18 protein-coding genes are annotated in these 18,486 nt (G+C 63.5%); 4 read left to right on the top strand and 14 right to left on the bottom strand.

What is annotated here, in order from left to right:
* Nucleotides 1–31: 31 nt before the first annotated feature.
* The 6 genes from ACEN9Q_RS17520 to ACEN9Q_RS17495 all read right to left on the bottom strand — a co-directional run bounded on the left by ACEN9Q_RS17520 (nucleotide 32) and on the right by ACEN9Q_RS17495 (nucleotide 6,917).
* Entirely contained in the window at nucleotides 32–460 is a 429-nt protein-coding gene (locus tag ACEN9Q_RS17520) for a hypothetical protein (RefSeq protein ID WP_495625459.1), read from the bottom strand.
* A 25-nt stretch (nucleotides 461–485) separates the two neighbouring features.
* Nucleotides 486–905, bottom strand: a complete 420-nt coding sequence (locus tag ACEN9Q_RS17515) for a PM0630 family protein (RefSeq protein WP_495625458.1) — start codon at nucleotides 903–905, stop codon at nucleotides 486–488.
* A 64-nt stretch (nucleotides 906–969) separates the two neighbouring features.
* On the bottom strand, nucleotides 970–2,325 hold the full coding sequence (locus ACEN9Q_RS17510; protein WP_495625457.1) for an HlyD family type I secretion periplasmic adaptor subunit: 1,356 nt from the start codon (nucleotides 2,323–2,325) through the stop codon (nucleotides 970–972).
* Complete coding sequence (locus ACEN9Q_RS17505; protein ID WP_495625456.1) at nucleotides 2,325–4,529, bottom strand: peptidase domain-containing ABC transporter; 2,205 nt, start codon at nucleotides 4,527–4,529, stop codon at nucleotides 2,325–2,327. Before ACEN9Q_RS17505 ends, ACEN9Q_RS17510 begins: the two co-directional genes overlap by 1 nt.
* Nucleotides 4,530–4,750: 221 nt before the next feature.
* Complete coding sequence (locus ACEN9Q_RS17500) at nucleotides 4,751–5,734, bottom strand: glycosyltransferase family protein (protein WP_495625455.1); 984 nt, start codon at nucleotides 5,732–5,734, stop codon at nucleotides 4,751–4,753.
* Nucleotides 5,735–5,882: 148 nt separating this feature from the next.
* Nucleotides 5,883–6,917 (bottom strand): IS630 family transposase, encoded by a 1,035-nt coding sequence (locus ACEN9Q_RS17495; protein WP_495625454.1) that lies wholly within the window; start codon nucleotides 6,915–6,917, stop codon nucleotides 5,883–5,885.
* 288 nt (nucleotides 6,918–7,205) lie between these two features.
* Here ACEN9Q_RS17495 and ACEN9Q_RS17490 point away from each other — a divergent pair, with 288 nt between their 5' ends.
* Nucleotides 7,206–7,391, top strand: a complete 186-nt coding sequence (locus ACEN9Q_RS17490) for a hypothetical protein (protein WP_495625453.1) — start codon at nucleotides 7,206–7,208, stop codon at nucleotides 7,389–7,391.
* Between the two features lie 270 nt (nucleotides 7,392–7,661).
* Here the strand turns inward: ACEN9Q_RS17490 and ACEN9Q_RS17485 are convergent, their stop codons facing one another.
* Nucleotides 7,662–7,913, bottom strand: a complete 252-nt coding sequence (locus ACEN9Q_RS17485) for a DUF3297 family protein (RefSeq protein WP_056442269.1) — start codon at nucleotides 7,911–7,913, stop codon at nucleotides 7,662–7,664.
* A 137-nt stretch (nucleotides 7,914–8,050) separates the two neighbouring features.
* Between ACEN9Q_RS17485 and ACEN9Q_RS17480 the strand changes: the two genes are divergently transcribed.
* Nucleotides 8,051–9,028: a hypothetical protein gene (locus ACEN9Q_RS17480; protein WP_495625452.1), complete on the top strand. Its 978-nt coding sequence runs from the start codon at nucleotides 8,051–8,053 to the stop codon at nucleotides 9,026–9,028.
* On the opposite strand, the gene ACEN9Q_RS17475 is transcribed toward ACEN9Q_RS17480, so the two are convergent.
* Nucleotides 9,029–9,628, bottom strand: a complete 600-nt coding sequence (locus tag ACEN9Q_RS17475) for a TetR/AcrR family transcriptional regulator (RefSeq protein ID WP_495625451.1) — start codon at nucleotides 9,626–9,628, stop codon at nucleotides 9,029–9,031.
* Nucleotides 9,629–9,756: 128 nt separating this feature from the next.
* Between ACEN9Q_RS17475 and ACEN9Q_RS17470 the strand changes: the two genes are divergently transcribed.
* Nucleotides 9,757–10,320 carry an isochorismatase family protein gene (locus ACEN9Q_RS17470; protein ID WP_495625450.1) on the top strand — a complete coding sequence of 188 codons (564 nt, stop codon included), beginning with the start codon at nucleotides 9,757–9,759 and terminating at the stop codon, nucleotides 10,318–10,320.
* 11 nt (nucleotides 10,321–10,331) lie between these two features.
* Here ACEN9Q_RS17470 and ACEN9Q_RS17465 read toward each other — a convergent pair whose 3' ends face one another.
* On the bottom strand, nucleotides 10,332–10,688 hold the full coding sequence (locus ACEN9Q_RS17465) for a hypothetical protein (protein ID WP_495625449.1): 357 nt from the start codon (nucleotides 10,686–10,688) through the stop codon (nucleotides 10,332–10,334).
* Nucleotides 10,689–10,778: 90 nt separating this feature from the next.
* Between ACEN9Q_RS17465 and ACEN9Q_RS17460 the strand changes: the two genes are divergently transcribed.
* Nucleotides 10,779–11,273: a nuclear transport factor 2 family protein gene (locus ACEN9Q_RS17460; RefSeq protein ID WP_495625448.1), complete on the top strand. Its 495-nt coding sequence runs from the start codon at nucleotides 10,779–10,781 to the stop codon at nucleotides 11,271–11,273.
* Here the strand turns inward: ACEN9Q_RS17460 and ACEN9Q_RS17455 are convergent.
* Genes ACEN9Q_RS17455 through ACEN9Q_RS17435 form a run of 5 tightly spaced genes read right to left on the bottom strand, consistent with a single transcriptional unit; the run spans nucleotide 11,265 to nucleotide 18,328 of the window.
* Nucleotides 11,265–11,966, bottom strand: a complete 702-nt coding sequence (locus ACEN9Q_RS17455) for an SOS response-associated peptidase (protein WP_495625447.1) — start codon at nucleotides 11,964–11,966, stop codon at nucleotides 11,265–11,267. The two genes, ACEN9Q_RS17460 and ACEN9Q_RS17455, sit on opposite strands and share 9 nt — an antisense overlap.
* 30 nt (nucleotides 11,967–11,996) lie before the next feature.
* Complete coding sequence (locus ACEN9Q_RS17450; RefSeq protein ID WP_495625446.1) at nucleotides 11,997–13,151, bottom strand: PepSY-associated TM helix domain-containing protein; 1,155 nt, start codon at nucleotides 13,149–13,151, stop codon at nucleotides 11,997–11,999.
* Between the two features lie 25 nt (nucleotides 13,152–13,176).
* A complete protein-coding gene (locus ACEN9Q_RS17445) occupies nucleotides 13,177–15,285 on the bottom strand; it encodes a TonB-dependent receptor (protein WP_495625445.1) in 2,109 nt (702 codons plus the stop codon).
* On the bottom strand, nucleotides 15,282–16,481 hold the full coding sequence (locus tag ACEN9Q_RS17440; protein ID WP_495625444.1) for an MFS transporter: 1,200 nt from the start codon (nucleotides 16,479–16,481) through the stop codon (nucleotides 15,282–15,284). The genes ACEN9Q_RS17445 and ACEN9Q_RS17440 overlap by 4 nt, the downstream gene beginning before the upstream one ends.
* Nucleotides 16,478–18,328: an IucA/IucC family protein gene (locus tag ACEN9Q_RS17435; RefSeq protein ID WP_495625443.1), complete on the bottom strand. Its 1,851-nt coding sequence runs from the start codon at nucleotides 18,326–18,328 to the stop codon at nucleotides 16,478–16,480. The genes ACEN9Q_RS17440 and ACEN9Q_RS17435 overlap by 4 nt, the downstream gene beginning before the upstream one ends.
* Nucleotides 18,329–18,486 lie beyond the last annotated feature (158 nt).

Here is an 18,486-nt window from a genome sequence, read left to right as displayed (position 1 = left end):
CCTTTTGGTAAGTTGATGATGCAAGAGAAAATTATTCCGGAATGTCATCGACATCGGTCTGGACGAGCAACGGATTCTCCTGTACGATTTTGATGCGAATATGTTTGGTTCCAACCTTTGGTACGTCATTCTCTGCAGGTACATTCAAAAAGTGATACTTCACATATCCGCTAAAATGGCAGCTATCGAGCGTCGAGCCACAATCAAATCCCATCGACTGCGCATCCGCAACAGTCACTGCTCCTGGTCCATTTTTAGTCGCAAGCCGCTGGGAAACCTCCTTCGAAATCGATGCCGGTGTGTTCATCCAGATCTGGCCCAAGAGACTTGACATTTGCGAAGTGCCGAGTCCTCGGATATCGACCTTGACGCCTGGAAATCCGCAGGAGGCCAAAAAACATAACGGCAAACAAACCTGCGCAATCCGGTGTCGACTCGATATCGGGTGGAAAATTTTCATGTCGCGTCCTTATAGCTATCGAATCTCAATCGGTAACAGAGAAGTTTATTTCTTTTATCAATTTTGCGTCGATATAAATACTCAACTTGTACTTTCCCACAGGATCGGCGGGATCCAGACCCCACATTTTCAACAGGCCGACATCACCGTTGGCGACTGCACTTTCCCGTATGGCGATACGCCCGCCTTCTCGATACACGATATCAGCGGTTTGAATGGATTGTGCCTTCGGCGCGACTGGCAACTCCAGGACTTCCTTGCAAACTTTTGGATTGAGACCCTCGGGAAATAACATCGCCCAAGCGAACCCATCTGCCGCACTGCGTTTCACGACCAAAGTTTCTTGTATTTGCGTGTAGTTGTCGCGCTGGCTGACAGCACCGAATTTAATACTCATCGTTTTTCTCGCTGACATTGCTGTTGTTGAACTATCAAAGGATGCCATTTCTGCTCCGTACGCCAAAGACATACAGGATACGAGTGCAGCAAAAAAAACATACCTGTTCCGATTATTTTTCATGAAATGCCCTCCGGATGTTTGTCAAAACTGGACCTAGTAAATACTCGATAATCTTTCTACGAGACGTCTTGATATCGGTCTGAGCCTCCATGCCGATGCGTATCGGCCCACGCCCATCGCGGCCGGCAAGCGAGCTCGTTTCCGGTTGAATCTCGACTCGAAAAAATGTGTTGGGGGCCGCCTGATCCTGTAAGCCCGCACTCGTGGGGTGATCCGGCGTGATGGTGTCGGGACTGACCGATCGTACGACGCCCGCGATTACGCCATATCGGGCACTGGGATAGGCATCGACGCTGATTTCGACGCTTTGACCCCGGTGTACATCGGCGATATCCTCGTTCTTTACCAACGCTTCAACCGTCAACGGCGCATCGTCCGGGACGACTTTGAGTAGGGCTTGCGCCGGCGTAACAACGCCGCCTATGGTCGCGATATCCAGAGAATGGATGATCCCGGAGACCGGTGAGCGCAACTCCTTTCGCGCGCCACGGTGACGGACCTTCTCGAGATCTGTCCGTAAGCCGACAGCGGTCAGCGTTTTTTCCTGAAGTTCGACTTCCAATTGTCGACGCTGCTCTTCATTGATGTTATTGATTCGCTCTTCAGCCCCGCGGAGGGCATGCTCGGCACCAGCAACCTTGTTCACCTGCGCGGCAAGGTCGCTCTTACAGCTGGCTACGGCTTCGACCAGGCGCAGATACTCGAAACGACTTATGACATCGCCAACATGTCCGCGCGCGCTCGCCTCGCGCTCGATGGCGCTCGCCAACGCCACGTCGAGACGCGCGAGCGCGTCACGCTCCGAAGCGAGGACTCTAGCCTTCGCATCCTTGTCGCTCACTGCCTCGGCCAGCCGGGATCTGAAAGCGGCGGATCTGGCGTGCCATGCCTTTTCGAACGAGTCGATGTCCGCCGGATCAACTCCATCCACGCGCGGATAAACCGGAGAACGGCCAGACAACAGGGCAGTCAGGTTCGCTTGTTCCAGTTCCGCGGACCTCAGCTTTGCGTCGAGTGCGCTCGCGTCCGCAATTTCGGTTGAAGGATCCAGTTCCACTAAAAGCTGGCCCTTTTGTACGTGCTCGCCATTGTGGACAAGAATATTTCTGACGATCGAGACCTCTTCCGTCTGGATCGTCTTGGTATGGCCGTCCGGGATGAATGTAGCTCTGCCAGTAACGTCGACATCGACCTCGCCAATGCATGCCCAAATACAGGCGATCAGACAAAAGGCGATCGTAGTCCAGAGAACCGAACGGCTAAACAACGACTGGCGCTCACTCATCAACTCCTGGAGCGGAGGAAGAAACGAAATTTCTTCTTTTGTCAGCTGACTCGGATTCATTATGCGGTTACCTCCTGCTGAAGTGCAGGCAGATGCCAGTTGTGCTGCGCGCCGGACTGACGTGCGAAGAGGTCGTAATAGATGCCGCCCTGTTCAATTAGCTGCTCGTGAGTACCACTTTCCCTGAGCTCCCCTTTTTCCAAAACCAGTATTTCATCTGCATGGCGTACCGTCGAAAGCCGATGCGCGATGATGAAGACGGTGCGCCCTTGGCAAATTCGCGCAAGATTCTCCTGGATAATCCCTTCCGACGCCGAGTCAAGCGCGCTTGTCGCCTCGTCGAATATCAATATCCGAGGTTCGCCAAGTAGAGCTCGGGCAATGGCGATCCGCTGACGCTGCCCACCCGACAGGCTCGCTCCGCGCTCACCGACCCTCGTGTCGTATCCTTCAGAAAGTTCCGAAATGAATTCGTGTGCGCCCACTAATTTTGCAGCCGCGACAATCGAGTCGAGGGAGGCAGCAGGATTTTGTATTGCGATATTTTCCGCGACAGAACCGTCGAACAAAAAGTTTTCCTGGAGCACGACGCCGATTTGTTGCCGTATTAAAGTCGGGTCGAGTTGCTGGAAGTCGACGCCGTCCAACTGAATCGTTCCAGACTGAGGAACATAGAGTCCAAGCAGTAGCTTGGCCAACGTACTCTTGCCTGAACCACTCCGGCCAACGACGCCGATCACTTTTCCTGGACGAACATCCAGACTTAGCATATTCAGGACATTAGGCTGATCCTTTGTGTACGCAAAACTTACGTTTTTGAGCGCTACTCGTCCGACGAGGCGAATATTTCCCGAACGCTCGGTGCGGATGACCGCTTCCGGCTGCGTATCCATCAGGTCCGCGATCCTTTGTATGGACAGACCGACCTGCTGCAAGCCCTGCCACAATTGAACGATACGGACCATCGGCCCCGTGACTCGGCCGGCAAGCATCTGGAAAGCGAATAGCTGTCCAAGCGTAATTTGGCCGTCGAGCACAATCGTCGCCCCTACCCACAGCACGGCCAGCGAAGTCAATTTCTCGATTGTCTGACTGGTTGCGCTTGCGCCGCCGGAAAAGTTGGACACGCTGAACGTCGACCTGACGTATTTCGCGAGCAACCGGTCCCACCGTCGCTGGATTTCACTTTCGATGGCCAACGACTTTACCGTCTGGATTCCCGAGACCACTTCAATCAGATAGCTGTGACTTTCCGCGCCGCGATCGAATTTCACCGCGAGACGGTTTTGCAGCACGGCGCGCGAAATCACGGCGAGTATCGCAAGGGGCAAGATACCGAACAGCACAATGAACGTCAGCGATGAGCTATATACGAACATCACGACCAGGAAGATGAAAATAAAGAACCCGTCGAGGATCGTGCCGATCGAGGCGCCTGTCAGGAATTGACGGATATTTTCGACTTCTCTTACCCGCGCGACCGTGTCGCCGACCCGCCGCACCTCAAAATACCGCATGGGCAAACTGATCAGGTGCGCCAGAACTTTCGCCCCCAATGTCGCGTCAATCTTGCTGGTCGCGTGTGTCAGCGTGCGATTTTGCAGCATGTTAAGGATGAGCTCGAACGTGAATACGATGATCATTCCAAGGCCAAGAACGTTCAGCGTCGATATGTTTCTGTGACTCAGCACTTTGTCGATAATGACCTGACTGAATACAGGGGCGCCAATCGCAAACAATTGCACGACAAATGCCGCCAACAGTACCTCGGTTAATGCCGCCTTTTGCCGCAAAATGGACGGAAGAAACCATCGAAATCCGAATTTCTCAAAAGAGCGAGCATTGTCACCCCTGGCAACCAGAACTACCCGGCCCGACCAGATTTTGTCCATTTCAAGGGTGCTCAACAGTTTGGGCGTTCCGGGCGTTTCCGGGTCGACGATAACGAAACTATTTTCGACGCTGCGCGCGATCAGCACGTATTCGCCCGAGTTGAGCTCGGCGATTACGGGCAACGCCAACTTTTGTAGGCGCTTGGGCGTCGTTCGCGTGTTCTTTATTCTCAGTTTCAATTCACGGGCCGCAAGTGCCATGTGTGTTTGATCGAATCGGGCGATAGGCCCCAGCTTGCGCGCGATCTGATACGGGTCCGCCGGAAGCCTATGGGCTGCCGCCGCCGCGCACAGGCAGATCAGGCCACTGGGAAGTGTCGGTAACGGCATCGCTTCTTCATGCGTGCCGGGAAAAGTCGCGTTGATACTCATGACGCTCTGCCCAGTGGAGCGAACCTGCAGTCGCCTTTCCGCGTCATTAGGGGAGAAACTGCTATTACCGATGTGCGTCTAATTTCCATGTCTATCCTTCATCCATTCATTTGGCAGTGCGCTGCGTCCCGAACTCGGCGCCTCAGGGCGCAGTCGCAAGGACATCGGCATAACATATCCAGCGCTGGTCGAACCAAGGCAAAAAGGTCAGCCGCAATTGCTCAAGAAATCACAAATTCCGCTGACATTTCTTCAAATTCATCCGGCGGAATGTCCGCCCGGCGATAGAAGTGCCATAATTCCTTGTAAGGAAAAACCTCACTTCGGGTATCGCAGCTTTGCATTATCCGGGCCCAATGCACGAGGAAAATCGGATCCCCGGATGGCGAATATAATTTCCCTCGCTCTACACTGGCATTCGGGAGGCCTGCCCACCATTCCAGCTTGGCGGTTGGTGCGCTCCCGAGCTTGCGAAGCACCGAGAAACTGCCATAACGAAACCCGGACGTCACTACAAGATAATTGAGAAATGGTTGTTCCATGCACAGGAGTTCCATGTTCTCCCTGAGCTCCAAGGCATGATTTGCCTTCGCCACGCAGTACTTGATCGGCAGGACGCCGCGGGCACTGACGAAGAAACCCGTATTGGCCGCGAAGGAAATTTGTGGCGGGCTAAGGAGATTGGTTTCATATATGCTGTCTTTCCAGACCCACTGCCGGATCTTGGGCAAATCGGAATGCGAGGCGATATAGTCGCCGTACTTCAAATGATTGAACGCGAAATCGATCGAGGCCGTCAACACGGTATCGATGTCGATGTAGATAAAAGAATCGAACATTCCTTCCCACGCTGCCAACTTTCGATAAGAGCCGACAATACGGCCATGAAAAGCCTGACTGATTGCGTCGCAACTCGAGAGCAAGCCTTGGTCTTCGAATATTGAAAACGAATACGTATCCTGTAATGCCTCTATCTTGGAGCAGTCGTTATCGAAGGGGATAAGGCATAGCGGCACACTTGGATTATGGGCACGAAAACTCCTCAGGAACGCCAATGCAAGTTCGAATACCCTGTTATTGGCCAAGAAATACACGCCTCGCGACAATTGAGTCACCCATTTCATCCCCTGCAAATTGCCAATCAATAGCCTTAAAGTTGAAACCGATTTCACAATTACAATACACGATGTAAATTTGGTCTGCAACAAGAATCTTGGGGAATATTTGGCGATAATTCCTAGTGGGAAATAATCGCCTTATCTCGCAATTCTTTCAAAATATAACCGGATCAGGAGATTTCGGCGAAATGCGATATTATTAACTCTTGTGTTACTAACTTTTTAGAAAGTAAATTCAGTTCGCGGCGTATTGGCACTCGGGTTGACGGAAGAACGATTTGACGAGTCCGGGAAGTTTCTGAATGCGGCGCAGCGCGCCAAGCGCGAGTTTTTTCATGTCGTCACCGTTTTGGACGAGCTTGCGGCTGACCTGACGTTTGACGTGCGCCCACACCTGCTCGTCTGGGTTCAGATGCGGCGAATAGGGAGGCAGGTAGAAGAGCTTGAGCCGCCCCGCGAACGTGGCGACGTGGTCGCGCACGAGCTTCGACTTGTGGATGGGATGTCCATCGACGATGACGAAAACTGGCTGGGTTGCACCGATCATCAGACGTGTCAGGAATTCCTTGAACGTCTTGGCCGTGGCGGTTCCCTCATGGATCATGAAGCGAAAATCGCCGCGCGGGCTGACGGCGGAAATCATGTTGAACGAGAAGCGGCGCCCGGTGACGGTGACGACCGGGGTCTGCCCGACTGGCACCCAAGTGGTGCCCGTGTGGTAATCGGAACGGATACCCGCCTCATCGGCGAAGTAGATCATCGCCCCTTCGGCGCGCGCCTGGGCTTTGATCGCAGGATAGGTTTCGGCCTCCCACTGCCGCACCAAGGCGGCGTCTTGTTGCCAGGCCTGATACAAAGGCTTTTGCGCCGAGTAGCCAAGCAGTTTCATGACCCGGCTGACCGACGCCAGGGATAGGGATTTGCCAAACTCCCGCTTGATCAGCTCGCCGATCAGCGACAGGGTCCACAGGCCGAATTCGAACTTGAACTGTTGCGGCGAATTGTCGCAGACGGCTCGTGCGACCCAACGCATCTCGTCGGGACCAAGCTTGGGCGGGCGGCCGGAGATCGGCTTGGCCAACAGCGCGTTTTGCCCACCGGAGGCGAACGCGGCCAGCCACGCGTAAATCGTCCGCTCGCTCACGCCGTAGGCTGTCGCCAGGCTGGCTGGCGTCGCCCCTTCGCGGACCGCCTTGACCGCCTGTTGACGCATCGTTTGCAAAGTATGGTGGTCGAGCTTACGACCGTCGGATGAGCGCTTGCATTTCATCTCGACATTATTTCAGATTTGAAGTTACTTTCTAAAATGTTGGTAATGTGTTAATTGTTTGGCGTTGAATATACGTACTGAACCGTCCCGAATTTTTTAGAGCCTCGTTGTTTAAGAAGCCATGAAGAAGCAACCCAGGTAGCCCCCGAGTGCATCGGGCGGACCGTGCGCGCGGTCAGCGAGTGCAGTTCGCAGTAGGGAGGTCATCGAATGGATCGCAGCCAGGATCGGCTGCATACCTGAAACGCCGTGTCGCTGGGTACGCCAGCAAGAGCGCGGCCGTCTGGCATGGCGGTGAAAGCGTGTACGGCAATCGGCACCGCCTTACTTGCCGCAATAGCCGATTGCGACTACGTCAAGGGTGAAGAAATCGCGGCCTGTCGTGAAGCCGGAATCGTTGCCGCAGTGCCGACGACGATGTCCGGCGCCAAGGCGTCCGGCGAGCAAGGTTCGATGTGGAGAAAGATATGGTGAGCCACCGGTTTCCGAAGGTCCTTAAAACTCAGTGCACGCCTATGTTGCTCTGATAGTATGTGTGAGTTTTGCTAGCGCTATTAAAGCGGTCCGAAAGCAAAATCATCCGGGGGCGGGCTCGATACCTGAGCAAATGACGCTGCCTGGCAGCCGTCGACTCACTGCTGCTCACCGCTTCTGCAACTAACCGACAGCTACGCAGATCAGAATACGAAAACGGCCGCCGGATCACTCCGGCGGCCGTCGCATCAACGCGTTATCGATTCAAGGTCAGACAGCGTAATACGCCTCGACCTCGCCTTTCAGCTTGATCAGCATCGGACGGCCCTTGCGGTCCAGGGTCTTGCCGGCGGCAACCTTGATCCAGCCTTCGCTCAGGCAGTATTCCTCGACGTCGGTGCGTTCCTTGCCGTTGAAACGGATGCCGACCGGGTGCTTGAAGACTTCCGCGTTGTGGTGCGGGCTCTTCGGGTCGATGGACAGGCGGTCGGGCAGGGGTGGGAGTTGGGTAGTGTCGTTCATGGCCGGAATTATCCACGATTCCCGGCGCGCGCGCGAGCGCCGCATGATCGCGATCATTGCCTTATTGCACACTCCGTATGGACGGGCCGGCAACATTTCGCTATGCTCGCAAGATTGTTAACCCGACAGTCAGCACCATGGCACACAATCCCGGCAACGTTTCCCGGATCCCCCGACGTTTCAATTGGCCGTTCGTGATCGGCGGTTTCGCTTTTCTTTCTCTCGCGATCATGTTGTGGCGCTGGGGCGGCACGGTCGAGGATTCGCTCGCCTATTTCGACACGGCCCGCTGGGTACGCGGCGAAATTCCGCTGCAGGCGTTGCGCGCGCCGTTTCCGTACCGCCTGGCCGTCCCGGCCCTCGCGGCCTTCCTGCCCGGCGACCTGCACAACACGTTCGCCGCGCTGAACTGGATCTTCGTCACCGCGACGGCCTGCCTCGCGACGGCGACCGTGCGGCGCATGGGCTTCGGCACCCTGCGGGCGCTGGCGGCGGGGCTGCTCGTCGTGCTGTCGCTGCCCACGTTCTGGTATGCGCCGTACCTGCTCGTCGATCCGGGTGCCGTGTGCATGCGCATGCTGTTCGTGTTCGCCGTGCTGACGGCGCAGCCGCGCCTCGCGCTGGCGGCCGGCCTGGCCGCGACCGCGATCCGCGAAGAAAACATTCTCCTGCTGGGCTGGCTGCTCGTGATGCGCCAGGTGGCCGTGCCGCAAGGGCTCGCGGCGCTGGCCGCCGCGGCCGGGTGGCTCGTCGCGGTGCGCTGGTGGTTGATTCCGGGCCTGCCGCATTACGCCTGGGTGCCCAACCTCGGCACCGTGCGCGCGCTGCTGGACGATACGCGCGGCCTGTTGTCGCTCGCCGGTTGCGCGGGCCTCGTCCTGCCGCTCGCCATCGTCGGCATCTGGCGCGCGCCGCCGCGCATCGCGCCCTTGCGCGGCCTGCTCGTGCTGATGGCCTTGCCGCCGCTGTACGCGGCGCTGAGCGTGCGCGTCGAAGGGCGCATCGTATGGGCCCTGTATCCCTTCCTGATCCCGTTCGCCGTGTCGCTGGGCCTGCCGCGCCGGGACGCGGCGGTGCCAGACGTGCGTCCGCGGCCCACGTCGCGGCGCGCCTGATCAGCCCATCAGCAGATACGCACGCAACAGGCGCCGGTATTCGTCGAGCAGCGCCCGTTCGTGCGGGTCGCCTTGCGGCACCTGGCCCACGCCCTTCAGGACGTGCAGCAGCGCCAGCGCCATCGGGTCGGCACGCCCGGGCGGCAGGGCGGGCAGCACCGCGTCCAGCAGGCCGCGCAGACTGGCCAGCATCGTCTCGCGCACCTGATGCCGGCTCGCTTCCAGGCCGCGCGCGTCGACCAGCGCCAGCGCCACGCCGCGCCGGGCGCGCAACTCCTGCATGACATCCACGAGGGCATCCGCCAGGTCGGCGGGCGCCAGCGCGCTCGCGCGCGCGCGCAGCGCGGCCAGGCCCGCGCCGAGCTGTTCGACATAGGTGCCCAGCAGCGCGTCGGCCACGGTGTCCTTGGACGGGAAGAAGCGGTACAGCGAACCGATCGCGGTGCCGGAACTGGCGGCGATCTCGGTCATCGTGACCGCGTCGTAGCCCTTGTCGAGGAAGAGGCTGGCGGCGGCCTCGAGGATGGCGGCGACGCGCTCGTGGCCGCGCTGGCGCTTGGGCGCGGCGCCGCGGGCCGCCTCGGGTGGCGATGCTGTCATGGATAGGTGTCCTGGATGAGGCTTGCATTATAGCGACGTCATGACACGGCCTCACGTTTGACTTATGCGAGGGTATCCTCTACTATCTTTTGCGAGGATGTCCTCGCATAACTCTCTTTTGGATTCCCATGACCGATCTCCAACCCCGATCCACAGCCGTCGTCCTCATCGACCTCCAGCACGGCATCCTGGCGCGTGAACTGGCGCCCCATCCGGCCGCGCATGTCGTGAGCAACGCCGCCCGCCTGACCGCCGCCTGGCGCGCGGCCGGCGCCACCATCGTGTACGTGCGCGTCGCGCTGGGCGACATCCATACGCACGTGGTCGACCGGCCGCGCGCCCGTCCCGACAGCTTCCCGCCGAACGCCTGCGACATCCTGCCCGAGGCCGGCATGCGCGAGGGCGATTTCCTCGTCACCAAGCGCCAGTGGGGGGCGTTCCATGCGACGGAACTGGACCAGATCCTGCGCCGGCGCGGCATCCGCACGATCATCCTGGGCGGCGTGGCGACCAATATCGGCGTCGAAACGACGGCGCGCGCGGCGCACGACCTCGGCTACGACATCGTGTTCGCCGAAGACGCCACGTCGACGCTCACCGCCGACATGCACCGTTTCGCGTTCGAGCAGATGTTCCCGACGATGGGCCGGGTGCGCAGCACGGACCAGTTGCTGGCCGCGCTGCCGGCCTGACGCCGCTGCGCCTACCGGCACTTGCCGGCGGCGATGGCCGCGCCCCAGAACGGCAGCGCCAGGATGCCGCCCAGGCCGATCGGCCCGATCTGCGCCGGCTGGTGCTTCAGCGCGTCGGGGCCCCAGCATCCCGGCACGCGGGCGTCGTCGAACTGGCGCTTGAACTTCTCGTGGGCCGGATCGCCGCTCAGCACGGGGCCGCGGTCCCGCGCCGGCGCCGGCATCTCCGCGAGCGTCTCGCGCACGGCCTTGCGGATGGCATCCTCGTCCAGCCGCTGGCGGATGGATGGCGTCGGCGGCGCCTGGTTCGAGGCGCAGGCAGCGGAGGAGATGGCCGTCAGCAGGGCGGCGAGGACGAAGGTTCTCATGTCGATAAATGTACACCCGTCCGGCCGGAGTTGTTGAACCGGCACGTTTCGTTACACAATACCTTTCTCGCCCCGGAAAGGACCCCCAACATGAAATCGCTGATCCTCGCGTGCTGCCTGTTCGTCGCGTCGCTCGCCCATGCGGCTGGCATTGACCCGGCCCTCGCGCAGCAAGTAAATGCCTTCGTCGACGGCTGGCACGACGACGCCGCCCACGCGCGCATGCGCTACTTCGACAAGATGGCGCCGGACGGCGTCTACATCGGCACCGACCGCGGCGAGTTGTGGCAGCGCGACGCCTTCCGCGAATGGGGCCGCAAGTATTTCGAGGGCAAGCAGGCCGCCTGGGTGTTCCACCCCACGCGGCGCAATGTGTATGCGACGCCGGACGGCGCGCTGATCTGGTTCGACGAGTTGCTCGACACGGAAAACATGGGGCATTGCATGGCCAGCGGCGTCATTCGCCGGACGCAAGCGGGATTCGAGATCGTGCATTACCAGCTGTCGCTGGCGGTGCCGAACGGGGTGGCGAAGCAGGCGATCGAGGTCGTGAAGGCGGCCGAGGCGGCGCCCGCGTCAAAATAATTCGAGGTTCTGCTGCCCCGGCGGGGTCTGCGCGGCCGCCTTCGCGGCGGGCGCCTTGGGCGCGGCCCATGCCTTCATCGCCTGCGCCGGGTACGCCCGCAGGAAGCTGCGCGCCAGCTCCGGATCGCGGCAATGCAGCCAGGCGTCGACGTCGTTCGGCGGCAGCACGACGAGCGCGCGCTTTTCGTCGTCCGGCTTGTGGAAGCGCCGCATCAGCGGGTGGTCGTCGGCGTTGATCGTGATCTGCGTGAACGCCGCCGCGATCGACCCGTCGGCCTCGGACCACTCGCGCCACAGGCCCGCGACGAAGAACACGCTGTCGTCGGCCATGCCGATGCCGAAGCGTTCGGCGCGGCCGCTTTCGTAGCAGGGTTCATAGAAGCAGGTCATCGGCACGGCGCACAGCTGGGCGCGGCGCCAGGCCGGGGCGAACGAGCGTTTTTCGCCCAGCGATTCGGCGCGCGCGTTCATCGTGTCGAACGGTTTGACGCCCGGCGGGATGTGCCGGCGCGGCACCATGCCGTAGCTCGCCAGCTGCAGCTTGCGTTCGCCGCCGGCGCCGGCGCGCATGATCGGCGCGGTGTAGTCTTTCCAGGTCTCGCTGGGCCAGTCCCAGTCGCGGTACAGGTCGACGAGGGTGCCGAGCACCATGTCGAGTTGTTCGGGCAGCGGAGGGCGGTAGTTGACGCACATGGCGCCCAGTTTGACACAAAAACGCGCCCGTCACCACGGCGCCGCGCGTGCCTTGCGGCGCTGCCGCCAGACCGCCAGGCCCGTCACCAGGAACGCGAGCGGCGCCAGGCCGACGACGCTGATGACGATCCGTCCGAATGTGCCGAACGCTTCGCCCGTATGCAGCGGGAACTGCCAGTCGATGAAGGCGTCGCCGGCCGGCGCGTGCAGCGGATCGCGCACGCGCAGCACGCGGCCCGTCGCCGCATCGACCGTGACGCGGGTGTTGCCGTCGCCCTGACGCACTTCGCCGGGCTGGCGCAGGCGGATCTCGTACGGCAGGCCCGGCGTCGCGGGCAGTCCGATGCGCGACACGCGCGCGGCCGGGAACAGAGCGCCGGCCGCTTGCGCCGCGCGCGCCACGCCGACGTCGCCCGCCGCGCCGTGCTTCGGCTTGTCCTGTACCGATACGGCCACCACGCTGGCCACGACGGGCGTGATCCACTGCGGCTGGTTGAACAGGCAGCCGGAAAAGCCGAGCACCGCCAGCACCGGCGCGACGACCGCGCCGGCCGCGCGGTGGAAGCTGTAATTGAAGCGCGGCCATGAGCCCCGGTACGCGACGCTGAACGCCTTGCGCCACGCCGCGACGCGCGCCCTGGGCCACCACAGCACGAGGCCCGCCACGGACATGAACAGCAGCGCGAGGCCGGACACGGCGATGGCCGTCTTGCCGGCGGCGCCGGCCAGCAGGTAGCGGTGCAGGTGGAACAAGGTCGGCATCAGCAAAGGCCGCGACAGGCCCGGCTCGCCCCACACGCGCTCGCCCGTGACGGCCAGGCTGGCCGGGTCGACCATGACCTGGCGCGACCGGTCCAGCGTGAACGGCCCGCGCCCAGCGGCCGGCGGCAGGCGATACCACGCGACCGCCACCTCGCCGCCGCGCGCCGGCAGCATCAGCTGGCTGGGGCGGCCGTACGCCGGGTCGGCCGCCAGCCGGTCGACGATGCGCTTGACGGCCGCGGGTGCGAGCGGGCCGGACGCCGGCGCCGCATGGAACAGCGCCGGATTGAGCATGGCGTCGAGTTCATGCATCCACGCGAGGGCGCAGCCGGTGAGCCCGGACAGCCCGAACACGCAGCCGAAGACGAGCGCCACGGCCAGGTGCAGGCGCCGGAACCAGGTACGGAGTGTGCCGTGCATCATGTCGTCATGTCGTCATGTCGTCATGTCAGAAGCGGTAGCGCGCGCTGACCAGCACCGAGCGCGGCTCGCCCGGCATGTTGTAGTCGTTCGCGCCGCTGTGCGCCGACACGAAATAGCGCCGGTTCGCGAGGTTCTTCACGGTGACCGTCACGTCGACCTTCCTGCCGTCGTAGCCGGCGCCGAGCTGCAGGACGCCGTAGCCGGGCAGGGTCGTCAGGTCGTCGGGCGAGGCGTAGCGCGCGGATTCGGCGCGGCCGCCGGCGGCGACCCAGAACCGGTCGTCCAGGCGGTGCTTGATCCAGGCATTGAACGTGTGGCGCGGCGTGAGTGCCGCCGTGTTGCCTTCGAATGGCGTGCCTGCCGTCGTGAACTCCGTCGAGTCCTCGATCGTGCCGCGCATGGTCGCATAGCCGGCGATCGCATCCCAGCCGGGCGCCAGCTCGCCGCTGAAACTCAGTTCGAGTCCGCGCGTGCGCTGGCGGCCCACGGGCAGCGAAAAATTCGTGTTGGCCGGATCGGCCACCTGGATATTCGTCTGCGTCATGTCGAACAGCGCCGCCGTCAGGCTCGAACGCGCCGACACGTCGAGCTTCACGCCCGCTTCCTTGTTGACGGTCCGGGTTGGCTTCAGCGTATCGCTGTTGGCGCGGAACGAGAACGAATCGGAGATCGGCTGGAACGAGCGGTTCCACGACGCGTACAGCGCGACCCGGCTGGTGGGCTGGTAGACGGCGCCGAGGCGCGGCGAGAACGTGTCGTCGACGCGGTGCAGGTCGAGGTTTTTGACCGTGCGGTCGTCGCGGTCCTGCTTCAGACGATCGTAGCGGACGCCCGCCAGGATTTTCCACGCCGACGACAGCGCCACCAGGTCCTGCACGTACAGGCCGGCGATGTCGACGCGGCTGCGGTTGTCGGCGCTGGCTGCGACGGTGTCCGGCAGCACCGGCAGGTCCACGAGCACGGGGTGGAACAGGCTGTAGGTCGCGACGTTGCCGCGCGAGCGCAGCACCTCGGCCTTGTTCTGGCGGCCGACCTCCACGCCGTACAGCAGCTGGTGGTTCGTCGCGCCCCAGTCCAGCTGCTGCGACAGTTCGTTCTGCAGGTAGCGCCCGTCCTCGTCGCGCAGGCGGTGGCTCTGGCCGATGGCGACGGTCGGTGCGGCGCCGTCCTTGATGGCGCCGATCGACGTGTAATTGCGGTCGAGGGCGTAGTCGTAGGCGCGCAGCACCGTGTGCAGCTCGAGACCGGGCGCGAACACGTGGTCGAGCGTCGCGGTCGCGCTCTTGACGTCGCTCTGCACGAAGGCGCGCGCGGTGCCGTTGGCGGCGCCGAAATAGGTCTCGACCGGCACGTCGACGGGGCGGCCGTGGTAGCTCGGCACGCCCTGGTCGGCCAGGCGCTTGTCGTGCAGGTAGTCGGCCTGCAGGGTCAGCGTGGTCCCTGGCTTGAGCTTGAACGTGGCCGACGGCGCGAGCGCCTGGCGGCGCAGGAAGTAGCGGTCGCGGAAGCCGGTCGAATCCTCGACGGCGCCCGTCAGGCGGAACAGGGCGTCCTTGCCGGCGCCGGCCGCGCCGACGTCGAACTCGCCGCGGCGCTGCCCGCGCGAACCGAGCATGACGCCCGCCTCGGCCTGCGGATCGGCGAGCGGCTTCTTCGTCACGCGGTTGACGAGGCCACCGGCCGACCCGCGCCCGTACAGCACGGAGGCCGGTCCCTTGAGCACCTCCACGCGCTCGATGTTCGACAGGTCGCGGAAGTACAGCGCATCGTCGCGCACGCCGTCCACGAACTGGTCGCTGATGGCGGAGAAGCCGCGGATCGTCACCTGGTCGCGCTGCCCGTCGCCGACGGAAAAGGAGAGGCCCGGCACGTTCTGCAGCGCGTCCTGCAGCGACAACGCGTTCTGGTCGTGCAGCACGACGGCCGGCACCACGTTGACGGTCTGCGGAACGTCGCGCAGCGGCACGCTGATCTTGGTCGCCGTCGTCGCGTCGGGGGTGTCGTACGAGCCGGCATCGATTTTCCTGTCCTTGACGATCACCTCCGGCATCGCGGGTTCTTCGGCATGGGCTTGCGCGCACAGGCTGCACGCGATGGCGACGAGGTAAGGTAAAGGACGAAGTGCGTGATTCATGAAATCCCTGTTGGTGTGTGAATGTGTTGGAAATGGTTGGATTGGAGCCGGATGGCGCGCATGCCGGCGGCGGCGACGGCATACAGCAGCGCGACGGTCCAGAACATGGCGGACAGCGGCACCCAGGCCAGCGCCAGGCCGCCCGCGCCGGCACCCAGCAGGGCGCCGGCCTTGGCGGCACCGTTGCCGGCGCCGAGCACGCGGCCCTGTTCGTCGTCCGCGGCGGCGCGCGCGAGCAGGCCGTAGAACACGGGCAGCAGGGCGGCGAGACACGCGCCCCACAGCACGCGCGCCAGCAGGAACAGGCCGATGTCCGACGCCGCCGCCTGCACCGCGACGATGGCCACGCAGGCCCACAGAATCCATTCGACCTGGGCGAGCACCTGCGCGTGCGCCATGCGCGCGAAGCGCCGCGCCCAGAACGGCGCGGCCACGCACAGGCCGAGGGCGGTGCCCGCGTAGCACAGTCCCGTCACGCGGCTGGACACGTGCAGCACCTCGCTTGCGTACAGGCCGAAGAAAGTCTGCGGCATCATCTTCCCGGCCTGCACCAGCACGATGCCGAGCAGCAGGCCGTACATCGTTTGCCGCAGGCCGGCCGGCGGTGGGCGCGCGCCGGGCGCTGGCGCGGCCGGCAGCGGGGCCGTGGGCGGCAGGACGGCGGCCGCCACCGCCGCGCACAGCAGGCACGCGGCGCCGGCCCACAGGTTCACCGTGCGGAAGCCCCACGCATCGAACAGCCAGCCGCCGAGAACGGGACCGGCCACGGAGCCGATCGCCGTCGCCGCCTGCAGCTGCGCCATCAGCGCGCCGCGCGCGTCGCGCGTCACGAGCCGCGCACCGTAGGCCTGCGCCGCCGCGATGGTGCCGGCGAGGGCGCCCTGCAGCAGCCGCACGGCGAGGATGACGGCCACGCTGTCGGTCGCGGCGATCCACCACTGCGTGGCCGCCAGCGCGAGCAGCGCGCGCAGCAGCATCGGCTTGTGGCCGACCCGGTCGCCGAGGCGCCCCCACCACGGCGTCGTGCACATCGCCATGGCCATCGGGCCGGCGTAGGCGGCCGCGCTGACCCAGGCCAGCGCCGCGGGCGCCAGGCCGCCCAGGCGGCGCAGGTGCAGGGGCCAGAACGGGCCGCTCATCTCCATGGCGCCCATCGCCACGAGCTGCAGCGCGAACAGCCAGCGCGCGGTGGTCATGCGAGCGGATTGGGCATCGTGCCGTGCACGTCGTCCGACGTGTCGAGCAGGCGCATGCGCAGGAACGATTTGGCCGGCCAGTCATGGGCCAGCAGCGCCTCGCGTTCGGCCTGCCAGCGGCGCTCGTGGACGCGCGCGCGCAGGCCCGCGAACACGTCGTCCATCGTGCGCCGCAGGGCGTCCCAGAAGTGGTGCTCGGGATGGCCGTAGGCGTGCGCCAGCAGCAGCGCCAGTTCGGACAGGTGGCACAGCAGGACGGCGTGCAGCAGCTTGTCGCGCACCGGTTCGTCGTCGTCGTACACCGTGAAGCCGGCCCGGTAGGCGTCGAGCGCCAGCCCGGCACGGCGCAGCGTGGGGCCGTGGATGCGCAGGTCGCCGAAGTCGCGCGCGAGCAGCTGGACCGGCTCGTAGCCGTCGTCGAGCATGATGAAGCTGTTCTGCTGGTGCGCTTCGAACGCGATGCCGTACACGAGGTAAGCGGACAGCAGCGCCGTCAGCACGGTGCGCGCGTGGCGCCCGAAGTAGGCGACGGCGCCCGCGGCATGGTCGCCGTGGGCCAGCGCCACGAGCTCCGTCGCGAGCGGACGGCCGCTGAACGGCGACTCCGCGAACAGGGCGCCGACCGGGACCGGGAAGCGCCCGCCGGCGCCCTTGGCCATCGGATTGGCGCGGTACAGGATCGCCAGGTGGCGCGCGCGGTCATCGTCGTCCTGCGGGTCGATGTAGTGCAGGCCCACGTCTTCGCGCACGATGTCGAGCGTGCCGCCAAAACCGTGTTCGCGTTCGAGGATCGCCGCGAGCAGGCGCGTGATGCGCGGTCCCATCACGGTGGACTTGGGCGAGACCGTGCGCTGGACGCTGGTCAGGCGCAGCGACACGGGCAGCTTCAGGTGCGGCAGCGCCGGCGAGCCGGCCGGGACGACGGTGCGGAACGACATGGTCGGCGTCGCGTCGAGAGTGACGCCGGCGAGCAGCAGCAGGTCGCCCTGCGCGATCTCGGCCGCGAACTTCCGCGGGATCACCTTGCGGGCCTGGAATGGATGGAGGGGCAGGGGCAGCCAGTCGGCGGCGCGCTCGCCCAGCTTTGTCAAAGCGGCTTCCCAGCGTTGCGCGCTCGCCGGGAAGTGATGCGCGAACCAGGCGGCGTAGTCGCCGTCGCCGGCCGCGCACGTGGTCCGGGCCTTGTCCGCGCGAATCGCGGCCAGCGGCACCCGCAAGGTCGGCTGGAATTCCGGCGACAGGGCGAGCACCTCGTCCGCGGACAGGCCGAGCTTGGTCTTGAACGTCGGATGCCACGGGTGGCCCAGCGTGCCCCATTGTTCCAGCAGCAGCGCGGGATTGGCGTGCCCGGCGCGCCGCAGCGCGGCGATGAAGTACGCGTCCGCGCCACCCAGTTCGGCGCGCAGCGACCGGCCCCACGTCCGGCGGTAACTGAGGCACAGTACGTCGTTGGCGAGGCTGTTGTCGAGTTCGTGGACGAGCCGCTGCAGGTCCTCGCCCCGGCCCGGCAGCGACGGTGCCACGCAGGCCAGCAAGGCGGCCGCATGCGTCACCGGCTGCGGCCGCTCGCCCGTGGGGTAGTACGACACGCTTCCCGTCAGCCGGCAGTCGCCGATGCGGCCGAGGCTCAGGCCCTCGAATCGCAAGACGCCTTGCTGCGACCAGAGGGGGAGCCAGGACCCGGCACCTTCCGTGATCAGTTGGTCCCGGTTCAGGAGGTGTTCGCGGAACAGCGCCTGCAACGTCCGCTGCAGGCTGCGCTTGCGCGCCTCGGACCAGGCCAGTTCCGTGGCGACGGCGTCGAGCAGGGGATCGGTGGGTTTGAGCGGGGTCGGTATCGCGTTCATGGCTTGCCTTCTCAATAACGGAAGCGCAGGATATCGTAAACGCGAATCATTCTCAATACCATTCTCAATAATAAAATACGGCGGTTTTTTCCCTTGTGCTGTCTCAAACGTGCGGACCTGAGTTCAAATTAATTTGATTAAATTATTGTCTTAATGCA

The sequence above is a fragment of the Massilia sp. Masssp93 genome (assembly GCF_059491295.1).
Note: the sequence above shows the minus strand (reverse complement) of the source record. Positions and strands in the feature narration are given on the sequence as shown.